The sequence below is a fragment of the Anaerocolumna sp. MB42-C2 genome (assembly GCF_030913705.1).
GTDB lineage: Bacteria > Bacillota > Clostridia > Lachnospirales > Lachnospiraceae > Anaerocolumna.
This window is the reverse complement of sequence record NZ_CP133190.1, coordinates 1,828,208-1,852,294: the sequence shown is the minus strand read 5'-3', so window position 1 is coordinate 1,852,294 and position 24,087 is coordinate 1,828,208. Positions and strand designations below refer to the sequence as shown.

Below are 24,087 nucleotides of genomic sequence, written 5' to 3'. Positions count from 1 at the left end.
TCATAGTTTAACGAAAGAGTTAGATGAAAGAGTTAGAAAAAAAGTATAGATGAAAGAATTGACGAAAGTGCATAGATAAAAGCGTATGATAGAAGAATATCGACATAAGAAAAGCAGAAATGATTAATATAAAAATACAGCGCTTGGTTGGAATACCAGGCGCTGTTAATATTTTAAGAGATTACATCCTATAAGAGAAAAAGCACTACAGGGCAGGAAGCAATCACAAATATTATTAAGATGATTGGTGCATCTTATTATAGATTTCATTAAATATAAGAGTTTGATTTTCAAAATCTTCATTACTAATTAATTGGCGTTTCGCAGCATATTCACATAGGAAGCAGGTAAATGCAGTAAATTTAATATGCTGGATTAAAACAGCAAAATTTCCGGTATCAAAATATTTTTTAATAATTTCATAATTATATATAGTAATTTCAATAACGGTATTATCCGCTGTCTGCTCTAAGGTTTCAAGTAATTCTTCTAATTTATTTTCAACAAATAATTCTTTTAAATCCGTGTTTAAGTTATTAATTTCTTCTGTCATGATTAGTTCCTTTCGTTTTTTTCAGATTGAACTCCTGATGATTATATTTCTTAATAATATTATTATAAGTGAATAATGAATCATAGTCAATTTTGAAAATATTTTCAATTATGATTGTTTTGTATTGATTGGGAAAGCAGAATCCAAGCAGTTATAAGAAATTAGTACTAGTGTATATTTCAATTGATAAATCAAGCTCCGCAAATTAGCCAAAATGCTTATATCTTCAGTTTATTTATGAGGATTTGGTCCTGGTTTTACAATGTAAAAATATGTTGACAAATATATTAATTTGTCTAAAATGAGAATAGATATCTGTTAAATGTTACAAGAATTATGGATAAATAAGTTATTTTTAGGCATTTATATACTTAATTCATTTCCTGAATTTCGACGTATAAACAATAGATTTATAAGTTAGAAGGTGTATAGTTATAATACCCATAAAAGATAAGGTATAAAAATGAAATAAGCTATAAAATATAAAAGTTTGTAAGTTAATAGGATACGATTTTGATTTAAATATAATTGAATAGCAGGAGGAACTGTATATATGGATATTACGATGTTAATTAGTATTATATTTGCTTTCACATCGCTGATACTGGCTTTTGTTTTGGATGGAGGCCATGTTCATTCACTGCTGGAACCAACAGCAGCAATGATTGTATTCGGCGGTACTTTTGGTGCGGTAGGAATATCTTTTAAATCCTCAGTGCTGGTGAAATTGCCCAAAATAATGGCAATAGCTTTTAAAAAGCAAAAACAGGACAGACAAGCTATTGTAGATACATTCTATAAAATATCCAATCTGGCCAGGACCAGTGGATTATTGTCCCTGGAAACCGAAATTCAGAATAATACATATGATAAATTTATTGTAGATGGAATTCAACTGGTTATGGATGGTACGGATCCTGAAATTATTAAAAAGACTTTGGAGAATAAAGTGGATAATATGGAGTACCGTCACTCAAAAGGAATTGCGGTATTTGAAGCAGCAGGCGGATTTGCCCCGACTATGGGGATTATTGGTACTGTTATGGGTCTGGTACATGTTTTAGGTAATTTAGGAGGGGATGCAAATTCACTGGGGCCTCAGATCGCCATAGCTTTTATAGCAACCCTTTATGGCATATCTTCTGCCAACCTTTTATGGCTGCCGATAGCAAATAAATTAAAAGAGCTTGATACGGATGAAATAGTAACCAAAAATATGATGATGGATGGAATTTTAATGCTACAAGAAGGCGGTAATCCTGCGTTAATCGTAGAAAGGCTAAAAGGGTACTTAGATGATGAAAAAGAAGAAAGTGAAGAAGGAGAACGGTGAAAGATGGCTGTTAACCTACTCAGACCTGATTACGTTATTAATGGTATTTTTCGTTATGCTTTATTCCATCAGCAACGTAAATCAGAAAAAATATGAAGCCCTCTCTCAATCATTAAGTCAAGCTTTCGGTAATTCCGGAAAGAGTGTAGATGGATCGGTTATACCAAAAGGCAGCGGGATTTTAGACGGCGGTACAGGGCTTACATCGAAAGATATTAAAGAAAGCGGAGATTCCGATAAGGCACAGTCCGGTCAAGAGAATGACATCGATGCCAGTGACGGTATCAGCAAAGAAGAATTTGCCAGATTAAGAGAGGAGCTTTATGAAACTCTAAAAGACAGTAAATTAAAAGATAAACTCCGTATTACTGTGGAAGATAAAGGAATGGTTATTTCTTTGCCGAATGATATTCTGTTTGATAGTGGAGAAGCGGATGTAAAACCGGAGATGAAACCAATCCTGGATCAGGTCGCAGTTGTATTAAACAGTGTTGACAGCCCCATTCTAGTGGAGGGTTATACAGATAATGTACCGGTTAATAATAATCAATACAGATCCAATTGGCAGCTGTCTGCGGAAAGAGCAGCCAATATGGTACAGTATTTAATCGAAAATTATAAAATGAAACCGGATCGTTTAGCAGCCATTGGTTACGGAGAATATAAACCGGTAGCTTCTAACAAAACGAAAGAGGGTAGAATGAAAAACAGACGTATCAGTCTAACCTTACTTTATAATGAAGAGGCAAGACAGGTACAAAAGTGAATGGAATTGTAAATTATGGGCAGGAAGCTATTGGATTAATGAAAAAAATCAGTAGCTTCCGATTTTATATGTTACAAAAACTTCCAAAGAGTAAAATTAAGTCAGAAAAAAATAATTGACAAAAGTGCAAAATCAGGTTAGACTTTATCCATTAAAAGTGCTAAACTGTAATGCTTTAAAGCAATTTTGTATTGAAGTAAAATGTTACGGTTATAAAGGAGGAAGTTATGAAAAAATCAAAAAAAGCGATTTCTATTTTTTTAACCGCATTACTGGTTACGGCGTCCTTATCAGGATGTGGCAAGAAAGACACTGCTTCAGGAGGAGAAGTATTTCGTATTGGTGTTGATCAATTAGTGGAACATGCTGCATTAGATGCTTCCTATAAGGGATTTGTAGATGCCCTGGCAGAAGCAGGTTATAAAGATGGTGAGAAAATTTCCATTGATTATCAGAATGCACAGGGGGATCAATCCAATGCTAATACCATCGCAACAAAACTGGTGAATGATAATGATGATTTAATCTTAGCAATTGCGACTCCGGCCTCACAGGCAGTTGCCAATGCAACAAAAGATATTCCTATTCTTGTGACAGCAGTTACAGACCCTCAAGCAGCCGGTTTAGTTGCATCCAATGAAGCACCGGGAGGAAATGTTTCAGGAACCTCTGACTTAACTCCTGTAAAGGAACAAATCGATTTATTAAAAAAACTGGTTCCCGAGGCAAAAAAAATAGCGATTCTTTACTGTTCCAGTGAAGTGAATTCTAAAATACAAGCTGATATGGCGATTGAAGCGGCTACTAAATTAGGGATGGAATCTGAGGAAGCTACCGTTTCCAATACCAATGAAATCCAACAGGTGGTAGAATCTTTAATTGGTAAAGTAGATGCGATTTATGCTCCCACCGATAATGTTATTGCAAAAGCTATGCCAACAGTTTCCCAGGTTGCCAATGCCAACAATCTTCCTGTCATCTGCGGTGAAGAGGGTATGGTGGATGCAGGCGGTTTAGCTACATATGGAATCGATTATTACGAACTTGGTAAGTTAACCGGTAAGCAGGCAGTAAAAATTATTGAAGGAACAGCTACTACTGCAGAAATGCCTATTGAATATCTTTCAGCAGATCAATGTAAGTTATCCATTAATGAGGATGTTGCAGCACAATTAGGAATTGAAATTCCGTCTGATTTAACAGAAGATAAAGAGTAGGTATCATTTATTATATAACAGAAAAGCTGTCCCGATGTAGGATTCTTGAATCTGTTTACGTACATGAACAAGAATGATATAAGGGACAGTCTTTGCGTTTAAGGGAAGGTAAGGAATCATTATGAATATTAAAGCAGTATTGGCAAATTTCTTAACATTATTGCCGGCAATATTACTGGCTTCGGTAGGTGCCCTGTCACAAGGGCTTTTTTGGGCAATTTTAGCCATTGGTGTTTATATTTCATTTCGTATATTGGATATTGCGGATATGACCAGTGAGGGAAGTTTTGCGTTAGGAGGCAGTGTCAGTGCAACCGTTATTGTTGTTTTAGGCTGGAACCCTTTTTTAAGTTTAATTATAGCAATACTTGCAGGAATGTTATCAGGAGTTGTAACGGGACTTTTACATACAAAACTAAAGATACCTGCAATTCTTTCCGGTATTCTGTCAATGATAGCATTATACTCTGTTAATTTAAGAATTATGGGACAGGCTAATACCCCGCTTCTTGGGCAGAAAACGGTAATATCCGAGATAAAAGGAATACTGCCATCAGCAAAAGAACTCGGAATGAAAGATTCTCTTTTACAGACGTTGGTTTCAATTGGTATAGGATTAGCTTTTGTTATATTAGTGGTTGCTTTTCTGTACTGGTTTTTCGGTACGGAAATCGGATGTACCATTCGTGCCACCGGTAATAATGAAGCTATGGTTAGAGCGCAGGGATCGAATACGGATTTAATGAAAATAATCGGCCTGGCATTAGGGAATGGATTAATTGCTTTGTCAGGTGGTCTTGTAGCCCAGAGTCAGGGGTACGCAGATGTAAGTATGGGTGTCGGTGCGATTGTGGTAGGTCTTGCTTCCATTGTAATCGGAGAGGTCGTATTTCACAGGAAACGTTCTTTTGCTTATAAACTAAGGGCAATTATAATCGGAGCCGTTATTTATCGTATCATTATTGCTATCGTATTGCAATTCGGTTTGAATACCAATGACCTTAAACTTCTGACTGCAGTTCTTGTTGCAGTTGCGTTGTCCGTACCGGTTTTAAAGAAACAAAAAGTGGTAGTACATAAGGAGGGTGTATAATGCTTACATTAAATAATTTATATAAGACCTTTAATCCGGGTACTATTAATGAAAAAAGGGTATTAAACGGTCTGGAACTTCAGTTAAATCCTTCCGACTTTGTAACTATAATCGGCGGTAATGGCGCCGGTAAATCCACTATGCTTAATATGATAGCCGGAGTACATTTTCCGGATGAGGGAACAATAACACTTGATAATATTAATATTACCAGATTACCGGAATATGAGAGGGCGAAATATCTGGGGAGGGTTTTTCAGGATCCTATGATGGGAACTGCAGCTGATATGGAAATTGAAGAAAATCTGGCACTTGCGTACCGCAGAGGTAAAAGGCGAGGCTTAAGCTGGGGAATAACAAAAGCGGAGAAAGAGTTGTACGTTGAACTATTAAAAACCCTGGATCTGGGATTAGAAAACCGATTAACCTCTAAAGTCGGACTCCTTTCCGGTGGACAGAGACAGGCTCTAACTCTTCTTATGGCTACTTTGAAAAATCCTAAATTGCTGCTTCTGGATGAACATACTGCGGCATTGGATCCAAAAACGGCCAGAAAAGTATTGGAATTAACGGAACAGATTGTAACTAAAAACTCCCTTACGGCCCTTATGGTAACCCATAATATGAAAAATGCCATTCAGTATGGAAATCGTCTGATTATGATGTTTGAAGGTAAAATTATATATGATGTATCCGGAGAAGAAAAAAAGAAACTACAGGTAAGCGATCTGTTAGCAAGATTTGAAACAGCCAGCGGCGGTGAATTTGCCAATGACAGAATGATACTGGCGTAAACAAAGATAAGAGCAAATAGAATAATTTTTTAAAAGGTATACCAATATCTGACATAATATGCTATAATATGTGCCTAGTGTATTGTATAGTAATAGAATACTATGCATGACTTAGGTGAACTTGGTTGTAAGCCACCTTATATTGGAAGATGTACGTAATCTTCCGATATATTCTGTTATAAAAAACAGCAGGTTCCTGCATTATTTGTTTGCAGAAAGCGCTTTTATCAGGAGTTTTAAACGGCTTCTGATTATTATATTATACATACTTGGAGGATTCAGGGTAATGAGATTTCTTACTATAGATAAAGTAATTCCAGGTTCCCGCTTAGCAAAACCGTTATATGGTGCTCAGGGTGTAATCTTATTAAGGGAAAATGTTGAGTTAACAGAAGCTATCCTTGCCAGATTAATCTCACATGGTTTTACCGGTTTATATATAGAAGATGAGATATCAGAGGGTATAGTTATTCAGGATGTAGTAGATGAAGGGCTACGATTACAAACCGCTTCACGTCTGGAAACTATAGTCAACCAAAACGGAAATATCGCAGAAATGATGCCCTTAATATCTGATATTGTGGATAATATTATTGCAAATCGTGATGTGGAAATAAATATGCATCATTTATGGGGACACCATGAATATACTTATCTTCATTGTGTAAATGTAGGAATTTTAGCTGTCAGTATTGGTATTAAATTAAACTTAAGCCGTGATAACTTAATTTATTTGGGAACCGCCGGTATCCTTCATGATATCGGTAAAAAGAATGTACCGATAGAAATCTTAGATAAGCAGGGCAAGTTATCAGGTGATGAATATGAATTAATCCAAAAACATCCTGAAATGGGATTTGAAATCCTGGCAAAAGCTATGGAACTTAATAGTGTTACCAAAGTCGGTGTACTGCAGCACCATGAAAGATACGACGGATCCGGGTATCCAAGAGGTTTAAAAGGGGATGAAATAACTATCTTCGGACGAATCCTGGCTGTTGCTGACACCTATGATGCCATGACTTCTGACAGGGCTTACCGGAACGCTTTTTCTCCGTCTGAGACAGTGGAATATTTAATGGGGACTGGAGATCAGTTATATGATTCCGAAGTGATTGATGTTTTTTTAAGATGTGTAACCGTATATCCGGTGGGTACCAGTGTGGAATTAAGTGACGGTACGAAAGGAATCGTTATGCAGAATTATTCGGATTGTGTCTTAAGACCTTTAGTTCGCAATATTGAAACGAAAGAATTAATTGATTTAAAAAATGATCCCCGATTTTATAACTTATGTATCTCTAAAATAATAGTTTAATAAATAAAATGATTCATATAATCATAATTATTGGATTTTTATTAAAATGGTATAAGGATATAAGATTTATATATAATAAACTGTGTTGATAAATGGTTACTGTTCACAGACAATAAACGCGATGTGTTTTTTGTGAGTGTATTGTCACAGAAAACCGGAGAATTGCAACGCCAAAACGCTGTTTTCGCGTTTTGTGTGCATCGCGAAGCGTGTTATTGTTTGCGGAACTGCTGCTTTTTGCAGGGGAGTGAACAGTAACGATAAATGTATATATGGTTATTTTTTTTTAGATCTATGGAACGGATCAATACAGCATGTATTATCATGATTTAGCTTGAATTAATATTGTATACTATGTACATTTAGTATATTGACAAATAATATTCAGGCTGTTATCATGTTATCAGCGAGGCGAAGGTGTTCTTATGGAATGCTTTCGCCCTTTTTCGAATAATTATAAAATAATTATAAAAGGGAGAGAAATGATATGAATCATTACACAAAACAAGATATTATCAGAATAGTTGAAGAAGAGGATGTAGAATTTATAAGACTTCAGTTTACTGATATTTTCGGTTATCTGAAGAATGTTGCTGTAACAACCAGCCAATTGGATAAAGTGTTAAATAATAAATGTATGTTTGACGGTTCTTCTATCGAAGGTTTTGTACGTATTGAAGAATCAGACATGTATTTATATCCGGATTTAGATACTTTTGAAATCTTCCCTTGGAGACCTCAGCAGGGTAAGGTTGCAAGATTTATATGTGATGTTTACAGACCGGATGGCACACCTTTTGAGGGAGATCCAAGATATATACTTAAAAAGGTAATTAATGAGGCAAAAGAGATGGGTTACACATTTAATGTTGGCCCCGAATGTGAATTCTTCCTGTTTAATGCAGAAGATAACGGTGAACCAACCAATACTTCCTTAGAACGCGGCGGATATTTTGATGTCGGACCTTTGGATGCAGGTGAAAATGCCAGACGTGAGATGGTATTAACCTTGGAAGATATGGGATTTATAATTGAAGCTTCTCATCATGAGGTGGCTCCGGCACAGCACGAAATTGACTTTCAATATGATAACGCCCTTACTACTGCGGACAATATTATGACCTTTAAACTGGTAGTCAGAACCATAGCGAAAAGACATGGACTGCATGCTACTTTTATGCCAAAACCGAAATTTGGAGTAAATGGTTCCGGTATGCATATTAATATGTCACTTAGCAAAGACGGAAAGAATATATTTGATGATCCTAGTGGTAAATTAGGGCTAAGTGAAGACGCATATCACTTTATAGCCGGTTTAATGAAGCAAATGGAGGGCATGGCAGCTGTAACCAACCCACTGGTTAATTCCTATAAAAGATTAGTTCCCGGTTATGAAGCACCTGTTTACATTGCATGGTCAGCTACAAACAGAAGTCCGTTAATCCGAATTCCAGCAGCCCGAGGAGCAAGTGCCAGGGTTGAATTAAGATGCCCTGATCCGGCAGCAAATCCATATCTCGCTTTAGCCGTATGTCTTGCAGCAGGCCTGGATGGAATTAAAAATAAATTAACTCCTCCGGACAGCGTTGATATGAATATCTTTGCTATGACGGATGAAGAAAAAGCGGAAAAAGGAATTAAAAATCTCCCAACTAATTTGAAAGAAGCGTTAGTTGCGTTTGAAAAAAATGAATTAGTTAAAAATGTATTGGGAGAACATACGACCGGTAAATATTTAGAAGCCAAAAATACAGAGTGGAATCAATATACCATACAGGTATCTCAGTGGGAATTAGATCAATACTTACATCGCATGTAATAAATCGGTATAGTGGACATATACCACTAAGTGAAATATCTAAAGCGATGGAGGTGATCAGATGTGCCTGGTATTATTATAGCTTTTCCTAAGATAGAAGATGCAACGAGTATAAAGAATGCATTAGTCAGAAATGGTTTTGAAGTGAACGCCACCTGTACCACCGGCGCTCAGGTTGTAGGAATAACAAATGAATTAGATGATGGGATAGTAATATGTGGGTACCGTTTCTCGGATATGCATTATAGGGAGTTAAATAATTATCTTCCGAAAGGGTTTGAAATGCTTTTGATTGCTTCTGCTACGAAACTGGAAGAATGTACTGATAATAATATTGTTTGTCTTAGTATGCCAATAAAAATGCAAGACCTATTGAATACTCTGCAGATGATGAGTTATAATTACTTGAAGAAGAAAAAAAAGCTAAAAGATAAACCTAAACCAAGATCAGAAGGAGATAAAGCTATTATCGCCAAAGCAAAACTTGTTTTAATGGAACGCAATAACATGACGGAAGAGGAAGCTCACCGGTACATACAGAAAAACAGTATGGATACGGGAACCAATATGGTTGAGATGGCGGAGATGATATTAAGTTTAATGTAATATGATTTGGTTTAAAAGGGGAAAGGTATTAAGGTTGATAGTATGAAGTTTACAAAAATGCAAGGCTGCGGTAATGATTACGTTTACGTTAACTGCTTTATAGAAAAAGTTGATAACCCTGAGGAGATAGCTAAGATAGTCAGTGACAGGCATTTTGGCATCGGATCAGATGGCTTAATTTTAATTAAACCTACAGATAAAGCAGATTTCTATATGGATATGTATAACTCTGACGGGTCAAAATCCCAAATGTGCGGCAATGGAATACGTTGTGTAGCTAAATATGTATATGATTACGGACTGACGGATAAGCTTAATATTTCTATAGAAACCGGAGCAGGTATTAAATACCTGGATTTAAAAGTTAAGGAGAACAAAGTGTCAGAAGTAACGGTTGATATGGGAAGTCCAATCACGAAAGCCAGTATGATACCGGTTATCTCTGACAGTCAGGAAGTTATCGCCAAACCTGTTAATGCAGCGGGTGCAGAATATTTAGTAACCTGCGTATCCATGGGAAATCCTCATGCTATTATATTTGTTGATGATACTAAGAACATTGATATAGAAAAGGTCGGTCCGTTATTTGAGCATCACAGCATGTTTCCTGAGAGGACCAATACGGAATTTATTCATGTAGTGGATAAAAGCACTATTGATATGAGAGTATGGGAACGCGGTTCCGGTGAAACCTTAGCTTGCGGAACAGGAGCTTGTGCCAGTGTATACGCCTGCATATGGAACGGATTCACTGAAGATAATGTTACCGTGAGGCTCTTAGGCGGTGAATTGAAAATTAAGTATGACAGAGAGAAGAACACAATCTTTATGACAGGCCCGGCAGTAACGGTTTTTGATGGAGAAATAAACTTAAATATTTGATTGTATAAAGGAGCAGAATCTATGTTTAAAATTAATGAAAATTACTTGAAATTACCCGGAAGTTATTTGTTTTCGGATATTGGAAAGAAAGTTAGGGCATTTACGGAAGCCAATCCGGATAAAAAAATAATCCGCTTGGGAATCGGAGATGTTACGCTGCCATTAGCTCCCGCTGTAATTGAAGCCTTGCATAAAGCAACTGATGAAATGGCTGTTAAGGAGACTTTTAAAGGTTATGCACCCGATCTTGGTTATGAATTTTTAAGAACTGCCATAGTAGAGAACGATTATAAAACCAGAGGTGTGGATATAGCAATTGATGAAATCTTTATTAGTGACGGTGCAAAAAGTGATTCCGGCAATATCCAGGAAATTTTTGATATAAACAATAAAATAGCAGTATGTGATCCGGTATATCCTGTTTATGTAGACAGTAATGCCATGGCAGGAAGAACGGGGGAATATTTGCCTGAACTTGGAAGATGGAGTGAAGTAATTTATATGCCATGTACCGAAGAAAGTAATTTTGCTCCCGAATTACCAAAGGAGGAACCGGATATTATTTATCTGTGTTTTCCAAATAACCCTACCGGCTCTACCATTAATAAAGCAGAGCTTCAGAAGTGGGTGAATTATGCCAATAAAGTAGGTGCTGTAATTATATATGATGCTGCATATGAGGCGTATATATCGGAAGAAAATGTACCTCATAGTATTTATGAATGTGAGGGTGCTAAGACCTGTGCCATCGAACTTAGGAGTTTCTCTAAAAATGCCGGTTTTACAGGTACCAGATTAGCTTTTACGGTTATACCGAAAGAGTTAAAGTGCCATGATGTAATGTTAAACAGCTTGTGGGCAAGACGTCACGGTACAAAATTTAATGGTACTCCTTATATTATTCAAGCTGCCGGCGTTGCAGTTTACACAGAAGAGGGTAAAAAACAGACTAAGAGTCAGATTGCTTACTACATGAATAATGCCAAAGTAATAAGAGAAGGTCTGGCGGCTGCCGGTTACCAGGTTTCAGGGGGCGTGAATGCACCTTATATCTGGTTAAAGACACCTGGTAAGATGACCTCCTGGGAATTCTTTGATTATCTGTTAAAAGAGGCCAATGTAGTAGGTACCCCCGGATCAGGTTTCGGTCCTCATGGGGAAGGATATTTCCGTCTCACCGCTTTTGGTACTTATGAAAATACACTGGAAGCGATTGAGAGAATAAAAAAATTATAAATTCGATTAACCTTCAAACTGGACTAACACATATCCAGGTTTGGAGGTTTTTTATTTATTGTTCACTCCCCTGCAAAAAGCAGCAGTTCTGCGAACAATAACAGACTTCGCGAAACACACAAAACGAGAAGACAGCGTTCCTACGCTGCAGTTCTCCGGTTTTCTGTGACAATACCCTCACAAATAAGCGTCGCGTTTGTTCCTTTGAACAAGAACGGCAATTAACATTGAATTATGTAAAAATATGATAAATATTGACAGAAATGGATAAAATAGATAAAATTATGTAGAGAAAGGAATGTAACATACATGTAAAATGATCCAATCAGGGAAAGGGGTTACTATAAATAATCTGACAAAATACATTTAAGGAAAGGAAATGCCACATAGCGAATCTTTCACCTTTCTTATTTGTGGCATTAACGCATCTGTGAGCAGATGTGTTATGGGAGAGTATCAATATGAAAAAATCAAAAGGATTGCTGCTGGTTACGATGGTACTGATATTGTTATTATCCGGCTATCCGGCAACTTCTGCAAAAGCAGCCTTTAATACATTAAGTGCCGTTATGTATGAAGGACAGGATTATAATTATAATTTTTTAGGGATGGGAAAGATTGAAAAAGTTACATACAGCAATAAAAAGGCAGCCTCCACTGTTAAGATAGAAGATACTACACTGTATTTTAAGGCCAATAAGGCAGGGGCGACTACAATAACCGTAAAAGGAAAAGCTTATACCTATACGATCAAACTGACTGTAAAGAAAACCGATATCACTGCCTCTTTTGTAAAGAAACTTCAGGACGGAACCTATCTTGTGAAAATAACGAACAAAACCAAAGACGGTTATGTGGAATATGTTTCGTTTGCAACGGTTCTTAGGTCTTCCGACGGGGGCTTTCTTAAGTTTGATGATGTTACGGCAGCAGCACTTAACCCTGGAGCTACAGTCTATGAAACATATGAACCAGATGAGGATTATAATGTTGATTTATCAAAGAGTACCTTAGAATTAAATGAATTTGAGATAGATACCGGTTTGGGAATAAAATTTACAGATTGCACTAAAAAAATGATAGTTACGGATGCTAAGGGTGGAAAAGTGGCTCCCGGTGACACTAATTTTACTTTTAGTATTAAAAACAATAATACAAAAGTTGCAGCGAATACATATTACACGATTGCATGGTATGATGCAAACGGGAATACGGTTAAGGTGGAAAATATTAATCCCGGTTATATTAATCCGAAGGAAGAAAGTAAAATTACGGCATACGTACCGGATCAAGAATACGGAGTGGTAAGTTATAAAATAACGGTAAGGGCTTACAGTAAAGTGTATCCCCCTAAAAAACCGGTAGAGGTTGATATTCCGCATATAAAATAAATAGGAGAACAGTAAAGGGGAACATATTATGATTAAAACCATAAAAACAGTCAAAAATTTCAGATGCAAAGATTTTGGGATAATGATATTAATACTTTTTGCATTTACATTAATATCAGCAAAGACTGTACAGGCAGAAACCTGTGATATAACTTTAACTCAATATCATTCGGATGCGGAATTTGCATATCGAACCAGTGGATTGGTAAACAGTTATTTTGAAACTATTTACCCGAGAGACGGCCGTGTCGACTATAAAAAATTCATGAAATATACTTATAAGATATCAGATGACAGTGTGGTCGGACTGAAAGCAAATACGGATTTAAAAGCAGTTGGAATATTTGTGGCTGATGCTAAAGGAAATGTCATACTGGCCGAGCCATATAATATGGTCGTATATGCACTGGCACCTGGCAAAGCTACTTTATACGTATACGACGGAAGTAAACTAATTGATAAATTTAATATTACCGTAAAAGCCGATACTGCGATTTCACCCAGCAGTTATGTTGATTTGACCAGAGATAAAGAGGGGGATAGTATTTCTTATTCAGATAAAAAAGGAATCCATATTACGAAGGCGCAACACAAAAAAGAAAATGATCTGATTAAGAAATTTGCTAAAACGGCTGCGGATTCTAAGAATACAACAACGAATCAACGTATTCTTGCAGCAATTAATGCTGTAATAAATAACGGTGGTTCTGAAATAACAGAGAAACAATATAATCAATTTGAGTATGATGCCTGGAAAAAAGGGATCACTTTATCTGGAAAATATAGAACGGCTTTTTCAGCACTGATTGAGAAAAAGGCGTTGTACCAGGGGTTTGGTACCGTTCACCATGCTGTATTAAGTAATCTTGGATATGAGTGTATAGAATATGACGATTCCAACAGTGTATTAATGTTCCACGAATATGCAGAGAATGATGGATACAGAACAGAAACGGTTACAGGAAACTTAAACTATGTAAATTTCAGTGCGGTAAAAAAATTAGAAACCGAGTATGATTTTAAGAGTGAGGATCCACAATCCCCTTACCGTAAAACACATTTGCCGGCATGGTTAATTGGCCAGGATACAAAGCGGCAGGTTGTATCTGTGGGAAAGACGGTACAGTTACCGGCAAGTGATTTAAATAACAATATATTCTCCTCCGATCCTTTGGTGGTAACCGCTGAGAATGGTAAGTTAACAGGGGTAAAACCGGGAGTTGCGATTGTATACCGTTATAATGACAACTACTGTGATATTTTTTATGTGCTGGTTAAAAATAACGGTACGGCTAAAACTATAAAATCAAAGGTTTATACTAAGACAACTAAATCCTATTTTAATGATTCTGATTATGCGCCTTTTATAAAAGGCGGACAGGAAGATATGGGAGCAAATCAGTTAAAAGACTGGGAGGAAATGCGTATTTATGAAATGGAACCAATCTTCGGAAAGGGTTCACTTCTCACGACCAAGTATTCGAAAGGACAGATAGAATGTTATATTTCAACGGACGGCGAATCAGAACTTTATTATACCGTTGGTACCGGGAACTAATGCTGATTAAAAGATGCAAGGAATAAAAGAAAGGAACTTATGATTATGATTTATCCGGCGTTTATACAAAAGGGAGGTACCATCGGTATTACCGCACTTTCAGACGGAAATAAAAGAGATACAGATATCATCCGGCTGGATTCCGGCAAGAGGCAGTTGTCTTTGAAAGGTTATAAACTTCTGGAAACAGCCCATGTACGCTCCAGCATTAAAGGCAGAAGCTCGGATGGAAAAACCCGGGCGGAAGAATTTATGAAACTCATAAAAGAGGAAGAGGTCAGGTGGATAATTTCTGCAAAAGGTGGAGATTATCTTATGGAGATGCTTCCCTTTGTGGATTTTAATCAGATTTCATTAAATCCAACCTGGATACAGGGTTATTCAGATAATACCGGTATCACTTTCACGGTGACAACGAACTGTAATATGGCAACGGTTTATGGTTGTAATTTTAATGATTTCGGAATGGAACCCTGGCATAAGGCAATAGAAAATAACCTTACTATATTAGAGGGAAATAATATAGTACAGACAAGTTTTGATTTTTACGAGGATGGGTTTTATGACAGAATCACCGGATTGGAAAGTTATCATACGGACAAAGAAGTTTATTGGAAGAATATAACCGGACAGGAAGAAATTAATTTGAACGGCAGGCTTTTAGGTGGATGCCTGGATGTATTGCTTAATCTTGTCGGAACGAAATATGATAAAACTGCCTGCTTTGTTGAAAAATGTAAGGAACATGGTGTAGTATGGTATCTGGAAAGTTTTTCGCTAAACAGTGAAGCCCTGACCAGGGGGTTGTGGCAGTTAAGGGAAGCCGGATGGTTTCAAAATGCAAAAGGTTTCGTGTTCGGGAGACCGGCATTTTATGATGAGCAAGGCGAAATATCCTACAAAGAAGCGGTATTATCCGTTCTTGGAGAATTAGAGGTCCCTGTAATATTAGAAGCCGATATTGGACATAAAGCCCCTGCCATGACTATGATTAACGGAGCACTTGGGTTTATTTCCTGTAAGGATGGGAAAGCCTCCTTAAGAATGGAATTACGGTAATTTAAAAAATTACCCTTGCTATATTAAAAATTCTGTGTTAATATAAGTCAATAATGAAAAAATACACAATGTAATGTATTAATATAATAGGAATAAAGCTATGAAAGAGACTAACCTGTATGGAAGACATTGATAAACAGGAATGGCGTGTCACCGACTGAGAGCATGCCTTGGATGATAGATACGGGAAGGAACACTCCGGAGCTCATAAATTGAATGGATAATACCTTAAACTAAGGTACTCTGTAGTAGGTTTATGCGTAACACGCGTTAAGTGTAAGAGAGGAAAGCTATCAACTTTCAATGCGGGTGGTACCGCGGGTAAAACTTAATATCCCGTCCCGAGCATATATGATTTTTAAATCGTATATGCTCGGGACTTTTTTTATTTCATAAGAATGTTCTCCGAACTTTCCTATGAAATAAAGTGTAAAAGAAGCATTCCATACATTTAAATCAGGGTTTGTTAATAAAGAAAATTTAAGAAGTACAAGGAGGCATATACATGGATTTTGTAAATGGTTTAAAACAAAAAGATACGGTAGAGATAATAGATATTCTTACCGGTGATTTTAAAGGAAAAGAAATTAAAATAAAAGGGGCTGTTCATACCGTCAGGGATATGAGTGAATTCTCGTTTGTTGTATTAAGAAGATACGATGGTTTAGTACAATGTGTTTATGAAGAAGGAAAAATATCTGAATTTAACAGCAAGGATTTAAGAGAAGGTGCTACGGTAGAAGTGACCGGATTGGTAAACAGGGAAGAACGGGCACCGGGAGGTTTTGAAATCCGCATCTTAGCAATCCGTTTATTATCGGAACCTGCGAAAGATTCAACAATGCCGATTCCCATCAGCAAGTGGAAATTAAAGACTTCCTTGGAAACTAAATTATCCTTAAGACCGATTTCTCTTAGAAATGTACGAGAGAGGGCAATTTTTAAAATTCAGGAAGGGCTTGTAAGAGGATTTCGTGATTTTATGTTTTCACAACATTTTACCGAAATCAGAACACCTAAAATCGTTGCAGGTAATGCAGAGGGCGGAGCGAATGTATTTAAACTTGAATACTTCGGGAAAAAAGCTTTTTTGGCACAAAGTCCGCAGTTTTATAAACAAACCATGGTTGGGGTTTATGACAGGGTCTTTGAAGCGTCTCCCGTATTCCGTGCAGAAAAACATAATACAACAAGACATTTAAATGAATATACCAGCCTTGACTTTGAAATGGGATATATAGATGGATTTGAAGATATTATGGATATGGAAGCTGCCATGTTAAAACATACATTTCAGTTTTTGACGGAAGAATACGCGAAAGAAATCAAACTGTTAGGAATTACGCTTCCTGATGTGACTAACATCCCGGCGGTTCGTTTTGATGAAGCGAAGAGATTAGTATCTGAAAAATATGAACGTAAGATTCGCAATCCCTATGACTTAGAGCCTGAGGAAGAAATACTGATCGGAAGATACTTCAAAGAGGAATATAACAGTGATTTCGTGTTTGTAACACATTATCCGTCTAAGAAGAGACCATTTTATGCAATGGATGATCCATCGGACACTAAGTTTACCCTAAGCTTTGATTTGTTATTTAAAGGTATGGAGATAACAACCGGTGGACAGAGAATTCACTCCTATGAAGATCAGGTTGCCAAAATGGCTGCCAGAGGTATGGACCCCAATGATTTCACCAATTTCCTAATGATCCATAAACACGGAATGCCGCCTCATGGTGGACTTGGAATCGGTTTGGAACGTCTTACCATGAGACTGCTTGATGAACAGAACGTTAGGGAAACAACCCTCTTTCCAAGGGATGTATCAAGACTGGAACCATAAATAAAGGCATACAATTTATCCTGAAATTGTATGTAAAAGTTAAATTTGATAATTGCGGAACTCAAAAGTTGTATTAATATCACATGCAATTCATACAATTCTAGAGTTGAATCTTGCCCCTTAAGGTTACTGAAGCTATAAAATTCATATGTATTTTATGGAATATTTTAACAACTATATTGTAAGCAATCATCTAAAAATTTAAATGATAAAAGGAGATTATTATGGCGATAACTGATGAAACAATAGAATATGTAGCTGCTCTGGCTAAACTAGATTTAAACGGGGAAGAGAAAGAGAAAGCTAAAAAGGATTTAGGCAGTATATTGGCGTATATGGATACCATGAATGAACTGGATACGGATCATATTGAACCTATGTCCCATGTGTTTCCTATTCGTAATGTATTTCGTGAAGATGTAGTAGTTAATGAACCAAACAGGGAGATGCTGCTTAGCAATGCACCGGCAAGTAAAGACGGCTGCTTTATGGTTCCAAAGACGGTTGAATAAATATTAGTAAGATTTAAGAAAATAACTTTTTACTACTAGCTTTGCAACAGAACAAACTTATATTTGATCCTTATAGACTGAACTATTGGTAAAACAAGTTTTAGATAACTTAATATTGGGTATTAGATTAATATGAATATCCAGAAAAGAGGTTGAAATGGATATAACAGCATTATCCGCCCTGGAGCTGGGCAGAAAAATCAAAGAAAAAGAAATATCAGTAGTTGAAGCGACAAAGGCTCAGCTGGATAAAATAAAATTAGAGGACACTTCCTATCATTGTTATATTACCGTTATGGAAAAGGAAGCATTGTTAAGAGCTGAGGAAGTACAGACACGAATCGATGCAGGGGAATTTAAGGATTCTCCCCTTGCAGGAGTTCCGGTAGCCGTAAAAGATAATATCTGCACCAAAGGGATAAAGACAACCTGCGGTTCAAAAATTCTGTATAATTTTAACCCGCCTTATAATGCAACGGTAATAGAAAAATTGGAAAATGCGGGAGCCGTTATTATTGGTAAAACCAACATGGATGAGTTTGCTATGGGTAGTACCACCGAGACATCTTATTTTGGAGTTACCAATAATCCTAGAAATACAGATCATGTACCTGGAGGCTCCAGCGGTGGTTCAGCAGCGGCGGTTGCAGCGAATGAAGTTTTTTATGCATTAGGTTCCGATACAGGCGGTTCCATCCGTCAGCCCAGTTCATTCTGCGGTGTGACCGGAATTAAACCTACTTATGGTACTGTATCCCGTTATGGTTTAGTGGCTTATGCGTCCTCTCTGGATCAGATTGGGCCAATTGCAAGAACCGTATCGGATTGTGCCGTAGCATTGGACATAATATCAGGACATGATAAGAAGGATTCTACTTCCGTTGAACAGGATAATTACCAGTATAGTAAGGCGCTGATAGATGATGTTAAAGGTATGAAAATAGGTATTCCGAGAGGTTATTTAGGTAAAGGTCTGGATGATGAAGTTAAGAATAGCATCTTAGCAGCAGCTGAAGTATTAAAGAATAGAGGCGCGATTGTAGAGGAGTTTGATTTAGATGCGGTAGATTATGCAATACCTGCTTATTATGTTATCGCTTCTGCGGAAGCAAGTTCAAACTTATCCAGATATGACGGTGTGAAATATGGATTCCGTACTGAAAGCTTCGAAGGTCTTCAGGATGTATATAAGAAGAGCAGAAGTGAAGGTTTCGGCAATGAAGTAAAACGCAGAATGATGATTGGTGCTTTCGTATTAAGCTCCGGATATTATGATGCCTATTATAATAAAGCTTTAAAAGTAAAGGCAATCATTAAAGAAGGTTTTGATAAGGCATTTCAAAAATATGATATTCTGCTGGGGCCGACGGCTCCTTCCACTGCACCAAAATTAGGTGAAAGTTTATCCGATCCATTAAAGATGTATCTGGGCGATATCTATACCGTATCTGTAAATCTGACAGGTTTACCCGCGATCAGTTTACCATGCGGAACGGATTCCAAAGGATTGCCCATCGGTATGCAGTTAATCGGCAAACATTTTGGTGAAAAAGACATTATCCGTGTTGCATACAGCTATGAACAAACCCAAAACGGTAATGAATAGCTTGGCATCCTGTATTAAAGTTGAAAGAACCGGAAAAGCGTCTTCTTTCATTAGATTTTATGCTGCCGATGGCGGCGGAATGCGAGGAAAATATGAAATCATATGAGACTGTCATTGGACTGGAAGTACATGTGGAACTAGCCACGGAAACAAAGATATTTTGTGGATGTACTACCCAGTTCGGTGGTGAACCGAATACACATTGTTGCCCGGTCTGTACCGGTATGCCGGGTACACTGCCTGTTTTAAATAAAAAAGTAGTAGAATTTGCAATGGCTGCAGGGTTGGCAACCAATTGCACCATTACCCAGAATTGTAAATTTGATCGTAAAAATTATTTTTATCCTGACCTTCCTAAGGCTTATCAGGTTTCCCAGCTTTATCTTCCGATTTGCAGAGACGGCGGTATTGAGATTGAAACCGGAGGTATTAAGAAAGTTATTGGTATCCATGAGATTCATATGGAAGAAGATGCAGGTAAATTAGTTCATGATCCCTGGGAAGATTGTACCTTGGTAGATTATAACCGCTGCGGCGTTCCGCTTATTGAAATTGTAAGTGATCCGGATATGAGATCTGCAGAGGAGGTTATAGCTTATCTTGAAAAATTAAAATTAATACTTCAGTATCTTGGTGTTTCCGACTGTAAGATGCAGGAGGGTTCTCTTCGTGCAGACATTAACCTTTCCGTAAGAGAAGTTGGTGCAAAGGAATTTGGTACCCGTACGGAGATGAAGAATATGAACTCCTTTAAAGCGATAGCCAGGGCAATTGAGGGAGAAAGAAAAAGACAGATAGAATTATTGGAATATGGTAAGTCAGTTACCCAGGAGACCAGACGCTGGGATGATAATAAGGATACCAGTTTTGCTATGCGTTCCAAAGAAGATGCACAGGATTACCGCTATTTCCCTGAGCCGGACTTAGTTCCCATTGAAATCAGTGATGAATGGTTAGCTGAAATAAAAAGCCGTCAGCCGGAGCTGCGAGATGAGAAAATGCAGCGTTATGAAACAGAATATGATATTCCCGCGTATGATGCCGGAATCATAACCGGTTCCAAGAAACTGGCTGATCTGTTTGAAGAAACGGTCGCTATCTGTGGTAAGCCAAAAGAAGTTTCAAACTGGTTAATGGTTGAAACCATGCGCCTCTTAAAAGAAAGTGAAACGGAACCGGAGAATATAGCTTTCACAGCGGAGAATTTAGCAAAACTAATCGGCTTAATCGGGGAGGGTAAAATTAATAGAACCGTAGCCAAAGAAGTATTCGAAGAAGTCTTTAAGACCAACATGAATCCTGTGCAATACGTGGAAGAACGCGGCTTATCCATGGTAAGCGATGAGGGTCTATTACGTTCTACAATTGAAAAAATAATAGCATCAAATCAGGCATCTGTGGATGATTATCACAATGGAAAAGAAAAAGCGCTTGGTTTCTTAGTTGGTCAGACAATGAAAGAAATGAAAGGCAAAGCAGACCCGGGTATGATTAATCGTATATTGAAAGAACTCCTGTAAAAATATACCTGTTATTGTTGATTTCTATGTTTAATCATAATATAATAAAATCAATATAAATCAGAGGGTATGTAACAGGGAGGAAGTAAAATGGAAGATAAAAGACGCAGTAAGAGGCTTAAGGTTAATCTGAACTTGGATGTTTTCAGCCTTTTTAAGCAGGATAATGTACGTGTTGATCATATTGATGCTCCTATAGAGGTAACGAATATATCAACAGACGGGATTGGTTTTAAATCAAAAAGTGTTTTACCGGCAGGTTATTATTTTAATGCCAAAATTGAATTAGGTGATGAGAGTTCCAGTCTGTATAGTGTGGTAAAAATTATCAGGCAGGAGGCAGAAAGTGATGGTACTTATAGTTACGGTGCAGAATTTGTAGGAATGCCATCCGTTCTACAATATATTTTTGATGAATATGAAGAACGGGAAGCCAGATCAATGTAATAATATTATTATAATTAGATAAGAAAAGGGCTGCTGTAAACAGATTTACACTTTGGTGAAAGATAAATGCTGTTTGCGGCAGTCCTAAATTTATGAAATAAAATTTAATATATTAATTATATTTCGATTATTACAATACCGTTTATAAATTAAGCACGTAAATCAAAATTAAACCGGGTATTTGAGCCGGCTGACTGGGTTTCGGCTTTCAGAAAATCCTGAACAATATTTACTTCTTTCTCCCGTTTTAAAATTTCAGTATGGAGGGTATAACCCTTGGAGTTCAGGGCTTTTTCTAATAGGTATTTATGGGAATTGATTAATTTACCAACCTCCGTATTATCAATATAAAATTTACTGTTTAAATACTTATCATGTAAATCCAGATAAATATCCAGCGGTCCAAGATGTTCCATATTTAGGTGGAGTAATACGCTGATACCGTCAGCGGCTGTCCGTCCGGCTTTCTTTTTGGAATAAACATATAATTCACTGTTTGTTAGCTGACTTTTTAGTTTTAAAGGCAGGGGAACATAGGTTAAAAATGAATTTAGATTATTTATAAAATTCAGATTCTCCTGAAGATGATTTGATTGGTTTAAAACCTGGTTATTTCCGGTCTGGGCAGATTGTTCCATATATTCTTTCAGTTGATTCATCTGATTGAATATACTTTCAAAATGTCTGTTAATATCTTCATTTTTTTTAATCTCGGCAGGTTCCAGAGTCCATTGGTTCAAAAGTTCATTTTTAACCAGAAGACGCAGCTCTTTTGAAGATAATAATGCTTTGACGGAATCTTCGGAACTGTTTTTAAGATTAGCGTTTACAAAACTTAATATATCTTTAGAGGTTATGGTTCCTTTTAAAATAGATTCCTTAAATAAGGAGAGTCCCTCGTCTGTCAGAGGCTGTTTTTTATCCATACTCTGAATGAATATATCAATGGAGCTTAATAGATTCAAACGATCAGCGGAATTTAGTAATGTTCCTAACTGAGGATTAGGATCTGCTATTTCTGCATTCCCACTTAAGATTGTTTGGACTGCCGTAGAATTCATAAGTTCTGACTTTATGCGCGATGCTATTAATTGACCTGCAGGACCATTTAAAATAGCATATATTTTCTGAGTTGTCTCCTTTAAATCGGCCGTTCCCTCTAGAAGAGCATTTATTAATCTGTCTCCGAATAAGTTTCTGGTTTTAGAATCGGAATTCAAGATATTAATCAGCTCCATAATATCCGCTCCGGATAAAAGATTACCGGTTGTATTATTGTTCGTAAAGTCTGGATGTCCATCCGCAGTAATAGCATTGTTAATCGAATTTAATCCATTGCCATACATAATCTCAGAATCAAAAATAGCAGTAGAAGCCATGGTATTATTTGGCATAATTCCCTCTGAAACTCCGCCTGGATTAAGCAATAGATTTAACAGATTAGAACTGCGTTCCATATAATTGAAATCCGATTTGTCACCTGATAACTGAAATAAATCGGTGATGGACTCTGCTAAAGATTTTATTTCACCCAATATATTTTGTTCCGAGTTTTGATAAGCACTGAACTGACGAATATTGGCTTCATTTACCGGAAGATGAAATTTATTCAAAAGAACCAGAGTTTGTATATCGGCTTCTTTATATAAGGCAGACTGTCTCATCAGCATGGAAATGGTACTTTTATCAATAGACATCTGCTGCTCTAACAGTTCTTTCACAATACTTAGGTTACGGCCGGTTTTTCCAAAGCCTGCCGCGCTTAATGCCTTTTCAATTGTATTTTCTTCAGTAGTAAAATCGGTTTTTGCTATAATCTTTAAAGAAAGACTTTTTAGTGAAACATCCTCCACGCGAAAAACAACTTTATCACCGATTGCAAGATTTCCTGAATCCTCCAGTTTGCCGTTTAATACCCTTCCGTCTTCTAATTTTACTGTAACCTCATTACTTCTAAGATCTGTTACTTCACCTTTAATAAGCTGTCCTTTTTCTAAACCGGCAGTAGAATTTACGGAAGAGGAAGAGTTTGAGCCGACAGTTGATGTCACGGTCTGATTCACGGACCCGTTGATTCCTGTATTAGATTGCGAAATTTTATTACTTATCATAGTTTTACTCCCAGTTGTATTCTAGTGGTTAATTTGTATATTAATATGAATTAATAAAATAATATTAATTCATATATTTGTGGTGATTTGAATATTTATGTTATTTGGATTATGTATTATGTATCTATCATTTGCATTATTAATAGAATTGTGCGGGTAAAAGCAGTTACTGAGCTTTTTGAACCAAAGTACGATAAACTTCTTTGAAAAGTTACTCTTATTATACTATATATATCGGTAAAAAACAGGTATACTTTATTGTAAAAAAGAGGACAGTATTGTTAGGAATTTAGCAATTTACCTAATTAAAGGGATAAATTGTTTTGAAATTTATACATTATCGAAAAAGAAAAAAATTCAAGCTAAAAAAGGATTGCCATTATAAATATTCTGTATTATAATATCCAGTGAACAAAGGCG

The 24,087-nt window shown here is 36.7% G+C and carries 20 protein-coding genes; 18 read left to right on the top strand and 2 right to left on the bottom strand.

The features are described 5' to 3' along the window. Nucleotides 1-235 precede the first annotated feature (235 nt). Nucleotides 236-553, bottom strand: coding sequence for a hypothetical protein (locus RBU59_RS08325; protein WP_308147415.1), 318 nt, complete (start codon nt 551-553; stop codon nt 236-238). Nucleotides 554-1,106: 553 nt separating this feature from the next. On the opposite strand from RBU59_RS08325, the gene RBU59_RS08320 reads away from it, so the two are divergent. From RBU59_RS08320 to RBU59_RS08235, 18 genes are all read left to right on the top strand, one after another. Continuing rightward, nucleotides 1,107-1,886 (top strand): flagellar motor protein, encoded by a 780-nt coding sequence (locus tag RBU59_RS08320; RefSeq protein ID WP_308147414.1) that lies wholly within the window; start codon nt 1,107-1,109, stop codon nt 1,884-1,886. Beyond that, entirely contained in the window at nt 1,849-2,652 is an 804-nt protein-coding gene (locus tag RBU59_RS08315; RefSeq protein WP_308147413.1) for a flagellar motor protein MotB, read from the top strand. Before RBU59_RS08320 ends, RBU59_RS08315 begins: the two co-directional genes overlap by 38 nt. Nucleotides 2,653-2,879: 227 nt before the next feature. Next, nucleotides 2,880-3,869 carry an ABC transporter substrate-binding protein gene (locus RBU59_RS08310; RefSeq protein WP_308147412.1) on the top strand — a complete coding sequence of 330 codons (990 nt, stop codon included), beginning with the start codon at nt 2,880-2,882 and terminating at the stop codon, nt 3,867-3,869. Between the two features lie 121 nt (nt 3,870-3,990). After that, nucleotides 3,991-4,962 (top strand): ABC transporter permease, encoded by a 972-nt coding sequence (locus RBU59_RS08305; RefSeq protein WP_308147411.1) that lies wholly within the window; start codon nt 3,991-3,993, stop codon nt 4,960-4,962. Further along, nucleotides 4,962-5,756, top strand: a complete 795-nt coding sequence (locus tag RBU59_RS08300) for an ABC transporter ATP-binding protein (protein WP_308147410.1) — start codon at nt 4,962-4,964, stop codon at nt 5,754-5,756. The genes RBU59_RS08305 and RBU59_RS08300 overlap by 1 nt, the downstream gene beginning before the upstream one ends. 286 nt (nt 5,757-6,042) lie before the next feature. Then, a complete protein-coding gene (locus RBU59_RS08295; RefSeq protein WP_308147409.1) occupies nt 6,043-7,074 on the top strand; it encodes an HD-GYP domain-containing protein in 1,032 nt (343 codons plus the stop codon). A gap of 487 nt (nt 7,075-7,561) precedes the next feature. Continuing rightward, nucleotides 7,562-8,893, top strand: a complete 1,332-nt coding sequence (gene glnA / locus RBU59_RS08290; protein WP_308147408.1) for a type I glutamate--ammonia ligase — start codon at nt 7,562-7,564, stop codon at nt 8,891-8,893. A gap of 63 nt (nt 8,894-8,956) precedes the next feature. Then, nucleotides 8,957-9,499, top strand: a complete 543-nt coding sequence (locus tag RBU59_RS08285; RefSeq protein ID WP_308147407.1) for an ANTAR domain-containing response regulator — start codon at nt 8,957-8,959, stop codon at nt 9,497-9,499. 42 nt (nt 9,500-9,541) lie between these two features. Then, the gene (gene dapF / locus RBU59_RS08280) at nt 9,542-10,381 is read left to right on the top strand and encodes a diaminopimelate epimerase (RefSeq protein WP_308147406.1); all 840 of its coding nucleotides are present in this window, start codon (nt 9,542-9,544) and stop codon (nt 10,379-10,381) included. A gap of 21 nt (nt 10,382-10,402) precedes the next feature. Continuing rightward, on the top strand, nt 10,403-11,617 hold the full coding sequence (locus tag RBU59_RS08275) for an LL-diaminopimelate aminotransferase (protein WP_308147405.1): 1,215 nt from the start codon (nt 10,403-10,405) through the stop codon (nt 11,615-11,617). A 461-nt stretch (nt 11,618-12,078) separates the two neighbouring features. Then, nucleotides 12,079-13,008 (top strand): hypothetical protein, encoded by a 930-nt coding sequence (locus RBU59_RS08270; RefSeq protein ID WP_308147404.1) that lies wholly within the window; start codon nt 12,079-12,081, stop codon nt 13,006-13,008. Between the two features lie 28 nt (nt 13,009-13,036). After that, on the top strand, nt 13,037-14,566 hold the full coding sequence (locus RBU59_RS08265; RefSeq protein WP_308147403.1) for a hypothetical protein: 1,530 nt from the start codon (nt 13,037-13,039) through the stop codon (nt 14,564-14,566). Between the two features lie 39 nt (nt 14,567-14,605). Next, nucleotides 14,606-15,625, top strand: a complete 1,020-nt coding sequence (locus tag RBU59_RS08260) for a S66 family peptidase (RefSeq protein WP_308147402.1) — start codon at nt 14,606-14,608, stop codon at nt 15,623-15,625. Between the two features lie 505 nt (nt 15,626-16,130). Then, a complete protein-coding gene (aspS, locus tag RBU59_RS08255) occupies nt 16,131-17,471 on the top strand; it encodes an aspartate--tRNA(Asn) ligase (protein ID WP_308147401.1) in 1,341 nt (446 codons plus the stop codon). Nucleotides 17,472-17,695: 224 nt separating this feature from the next. Further along, nucleotides 17,696-17,983 carry an Asp-tRNA(Asn)/Glu-tRNA(Gln) amidotransferase subunit GatC gene (gene gatC, locus RBU59_RS08250; protein ID WP_330698504.1) on the top strand — a complete coding sequence of 96 codons (288 nt, stop codon included), beginning with the start codon at nt 17,696-17,698 and terminating at the stop codon, nt 17,981-17,983. Nucleotides 17,984-18,140: 157 nt separating this feature from the next. Next, nucleotides 18,141-19,589 carry an Asp-tRNA(Asn)/Glu-tRNA(Gln) amidotransferase subunit GatA gene (gene gatA / locus RBU59_RS08245; RefSeq protein ID WP_308147400.1) on the top strand — a complete coding sequence of 483 codons (1,449 nt, stop codon included), beginning with the start codon at nt 18,141-18,143 and terminating at the stop codon, nt 19,587-19,589. 92 nt (nt 19,590-19,681) lie between these two features. Continuing rightward, a complete protein-coding gene (gatB, locus tag RBU59_RS08240; RefSeq protein WP_308147399.1) occupies nt 19,682-21,109 on the top strand; it encodes an Asp-tRNA(Asn)/Glu-tRNA(Gln) amidotransferase subunit GatB in 1,428 nt (475 codons plus the stop codon). Nucleotides 21,110-21,199: 90 nt separating this feature from the next. After that, complete coding sequence (locus RBU59_RS08235) at nt 21,200-21,556, top strand: PilZ domain-containing protein (protein WP_308147398.1); 357 nt, start codon at nt 21,200-21,202, stop codon at nt 21,554-21,556. Nucleotides 21,557-21,705: 149 nt separating this feature from the next. Here RBU59_RS08235 and fliK read toward each other — a convergent pair whose 3' ends face one another. Next, the gene (fliK, locus tag RBU59_RS08230; protein WP_308147397.1) at nt 21,706-23,667 is read right to left on the bottom strand and encodes a flagellar hook-length control protein FliK; all 1,962 of its coding nucleotides are present in this window, start codon (nt 23,665-23,667) and stop codon (nt 21,706-21,708) included. Nucleotides 23,668-24,087: the final 420 nt, after the last annotated feature.

Bases quoted from the DNA above. Each gene is read 5' to 3' on its own strand.
- fliK (WP_308147397.1), bottom strand. From the start codon at position 23,667: ATGATAAGTAATAAAATTTCGCAATCTAATACAGGAATCAACGGGTCC.
- gatB (WP_308147399.1), top strand. From the start codon at position 19,682: ATGAAATCATATGAGACTGTCATTGGACTGGAAGTACATGTGGAACTA.
- dapF (WP_308147406.1), top strand. From the start codon at position 9,542: ATGAAGTTTACAAAAATGCAAGGCTGCGGTAATGATTACGTTTACGTT.
- RBU59_RS08260 (WP_308147402.1), top strand. From the start codon at position 14,606: ATGATTATGATTTATCCGGCGTTTATACAAAAGGGAGGTACCATCGGT.
- RBU59_RS08305 (WP_308147411.1), top strand. From the start codon at position 3,991: ATGAATATTAAAGCAGTATTGGCAAATTTCTTAACATTATTGCCGGCA.
- RBU59_RS08270 (WP_308147404.1), top strand. From the start codon at position 12,079: ATGAAAAAATCAAAAGGATTGCTGCTGGTTACGATGGTACTGATATTG.
- RBU59_RS08320 (WP_308147414.1), top strand. From the start codon at position 1,107: ATGGATATTACGATGTTAATTAGTATTATATTTGCTTTCACATCGCTG.
- RBU59_RS08325 (WP_308147415.1), bottom strand. From the start codon at position 553: ATGACAGAAGAAATTAATAACTTAAACACGGATTTAAAAGAATTATTT.
- gatC (WP_330698504.1), top strand. From the start codon at position 17,696: ATGGCGATAACTGATGAAACAATAGAATATGTAGCTGCTCTGGCTAAA.
- RBU59_RS08235 (WP_308147398.1), top strand. From the start codon at position 21,200: ATGGAAGATAAAAGACGCAGTAAGAGGCTTAAGGTTAATCTGAACTTG.
- RBU59_RS08275 (WP_308147405.1), top strand. From the start codon at position 10,403: ATGTTTAAAATTAATGAAAATTACTTGAAATTACCCGGAAGTTATTTG.
- RBU59_RS08295 (WP_308147409.1), top strand. From the start codon at position 6,043: ATGAGATTTCTTACTATAGATAAAGTAATTCCAGGTTCCCGCTTAGCA.
- gatA (WP_308147400.1), top strand. From the start codon at position 18,141: ATGGATATAACAGCATTATCCGCCCTGGAGCTGGGCAGAAAAATCAAA.
- aspS (WP_308147401.1), top strand. From the start codon at position 16,131: ATGGATTTTGTAAATGGTTTAAAACAAAAAGATACGGTAGAGATAATA.
- RBU59_RS08315 (WP_308147413.1), top strand. From the start codon at position 1,849: ATGATGAAAAAGAAGAAAGTGAAGAAGGAGAACGGTGAAAGATGGCTG.
- glnA (WP_308147408.1), top strand. From the start codon at position 7,562: ATGAATCATTACACAAAACAAGATATTATCAGAATAGTTGAAGAAGAG.
- RBU59_RS08310 (WP_308147412.1), top strand. From the start codon at position 2,880: ATGAAAAAATCAAAAAAAGCGATTTCTATTTTTTTAACCGCATTACTG.
- RBU59_RS08265 (WP_308147403.1), top strand. From the start codon at position 13,037: ATGATTAAAACCATAAAAACAGTCAAAAATTTCAGATGCAAAGATTTT.
- RBU59_RS08300 (WP_308147410.1), top strand. From the start codon at position 4,962: ATGCTTACATTAAATAATTTATATAAGACCTTTAATCCGGGTACTATT.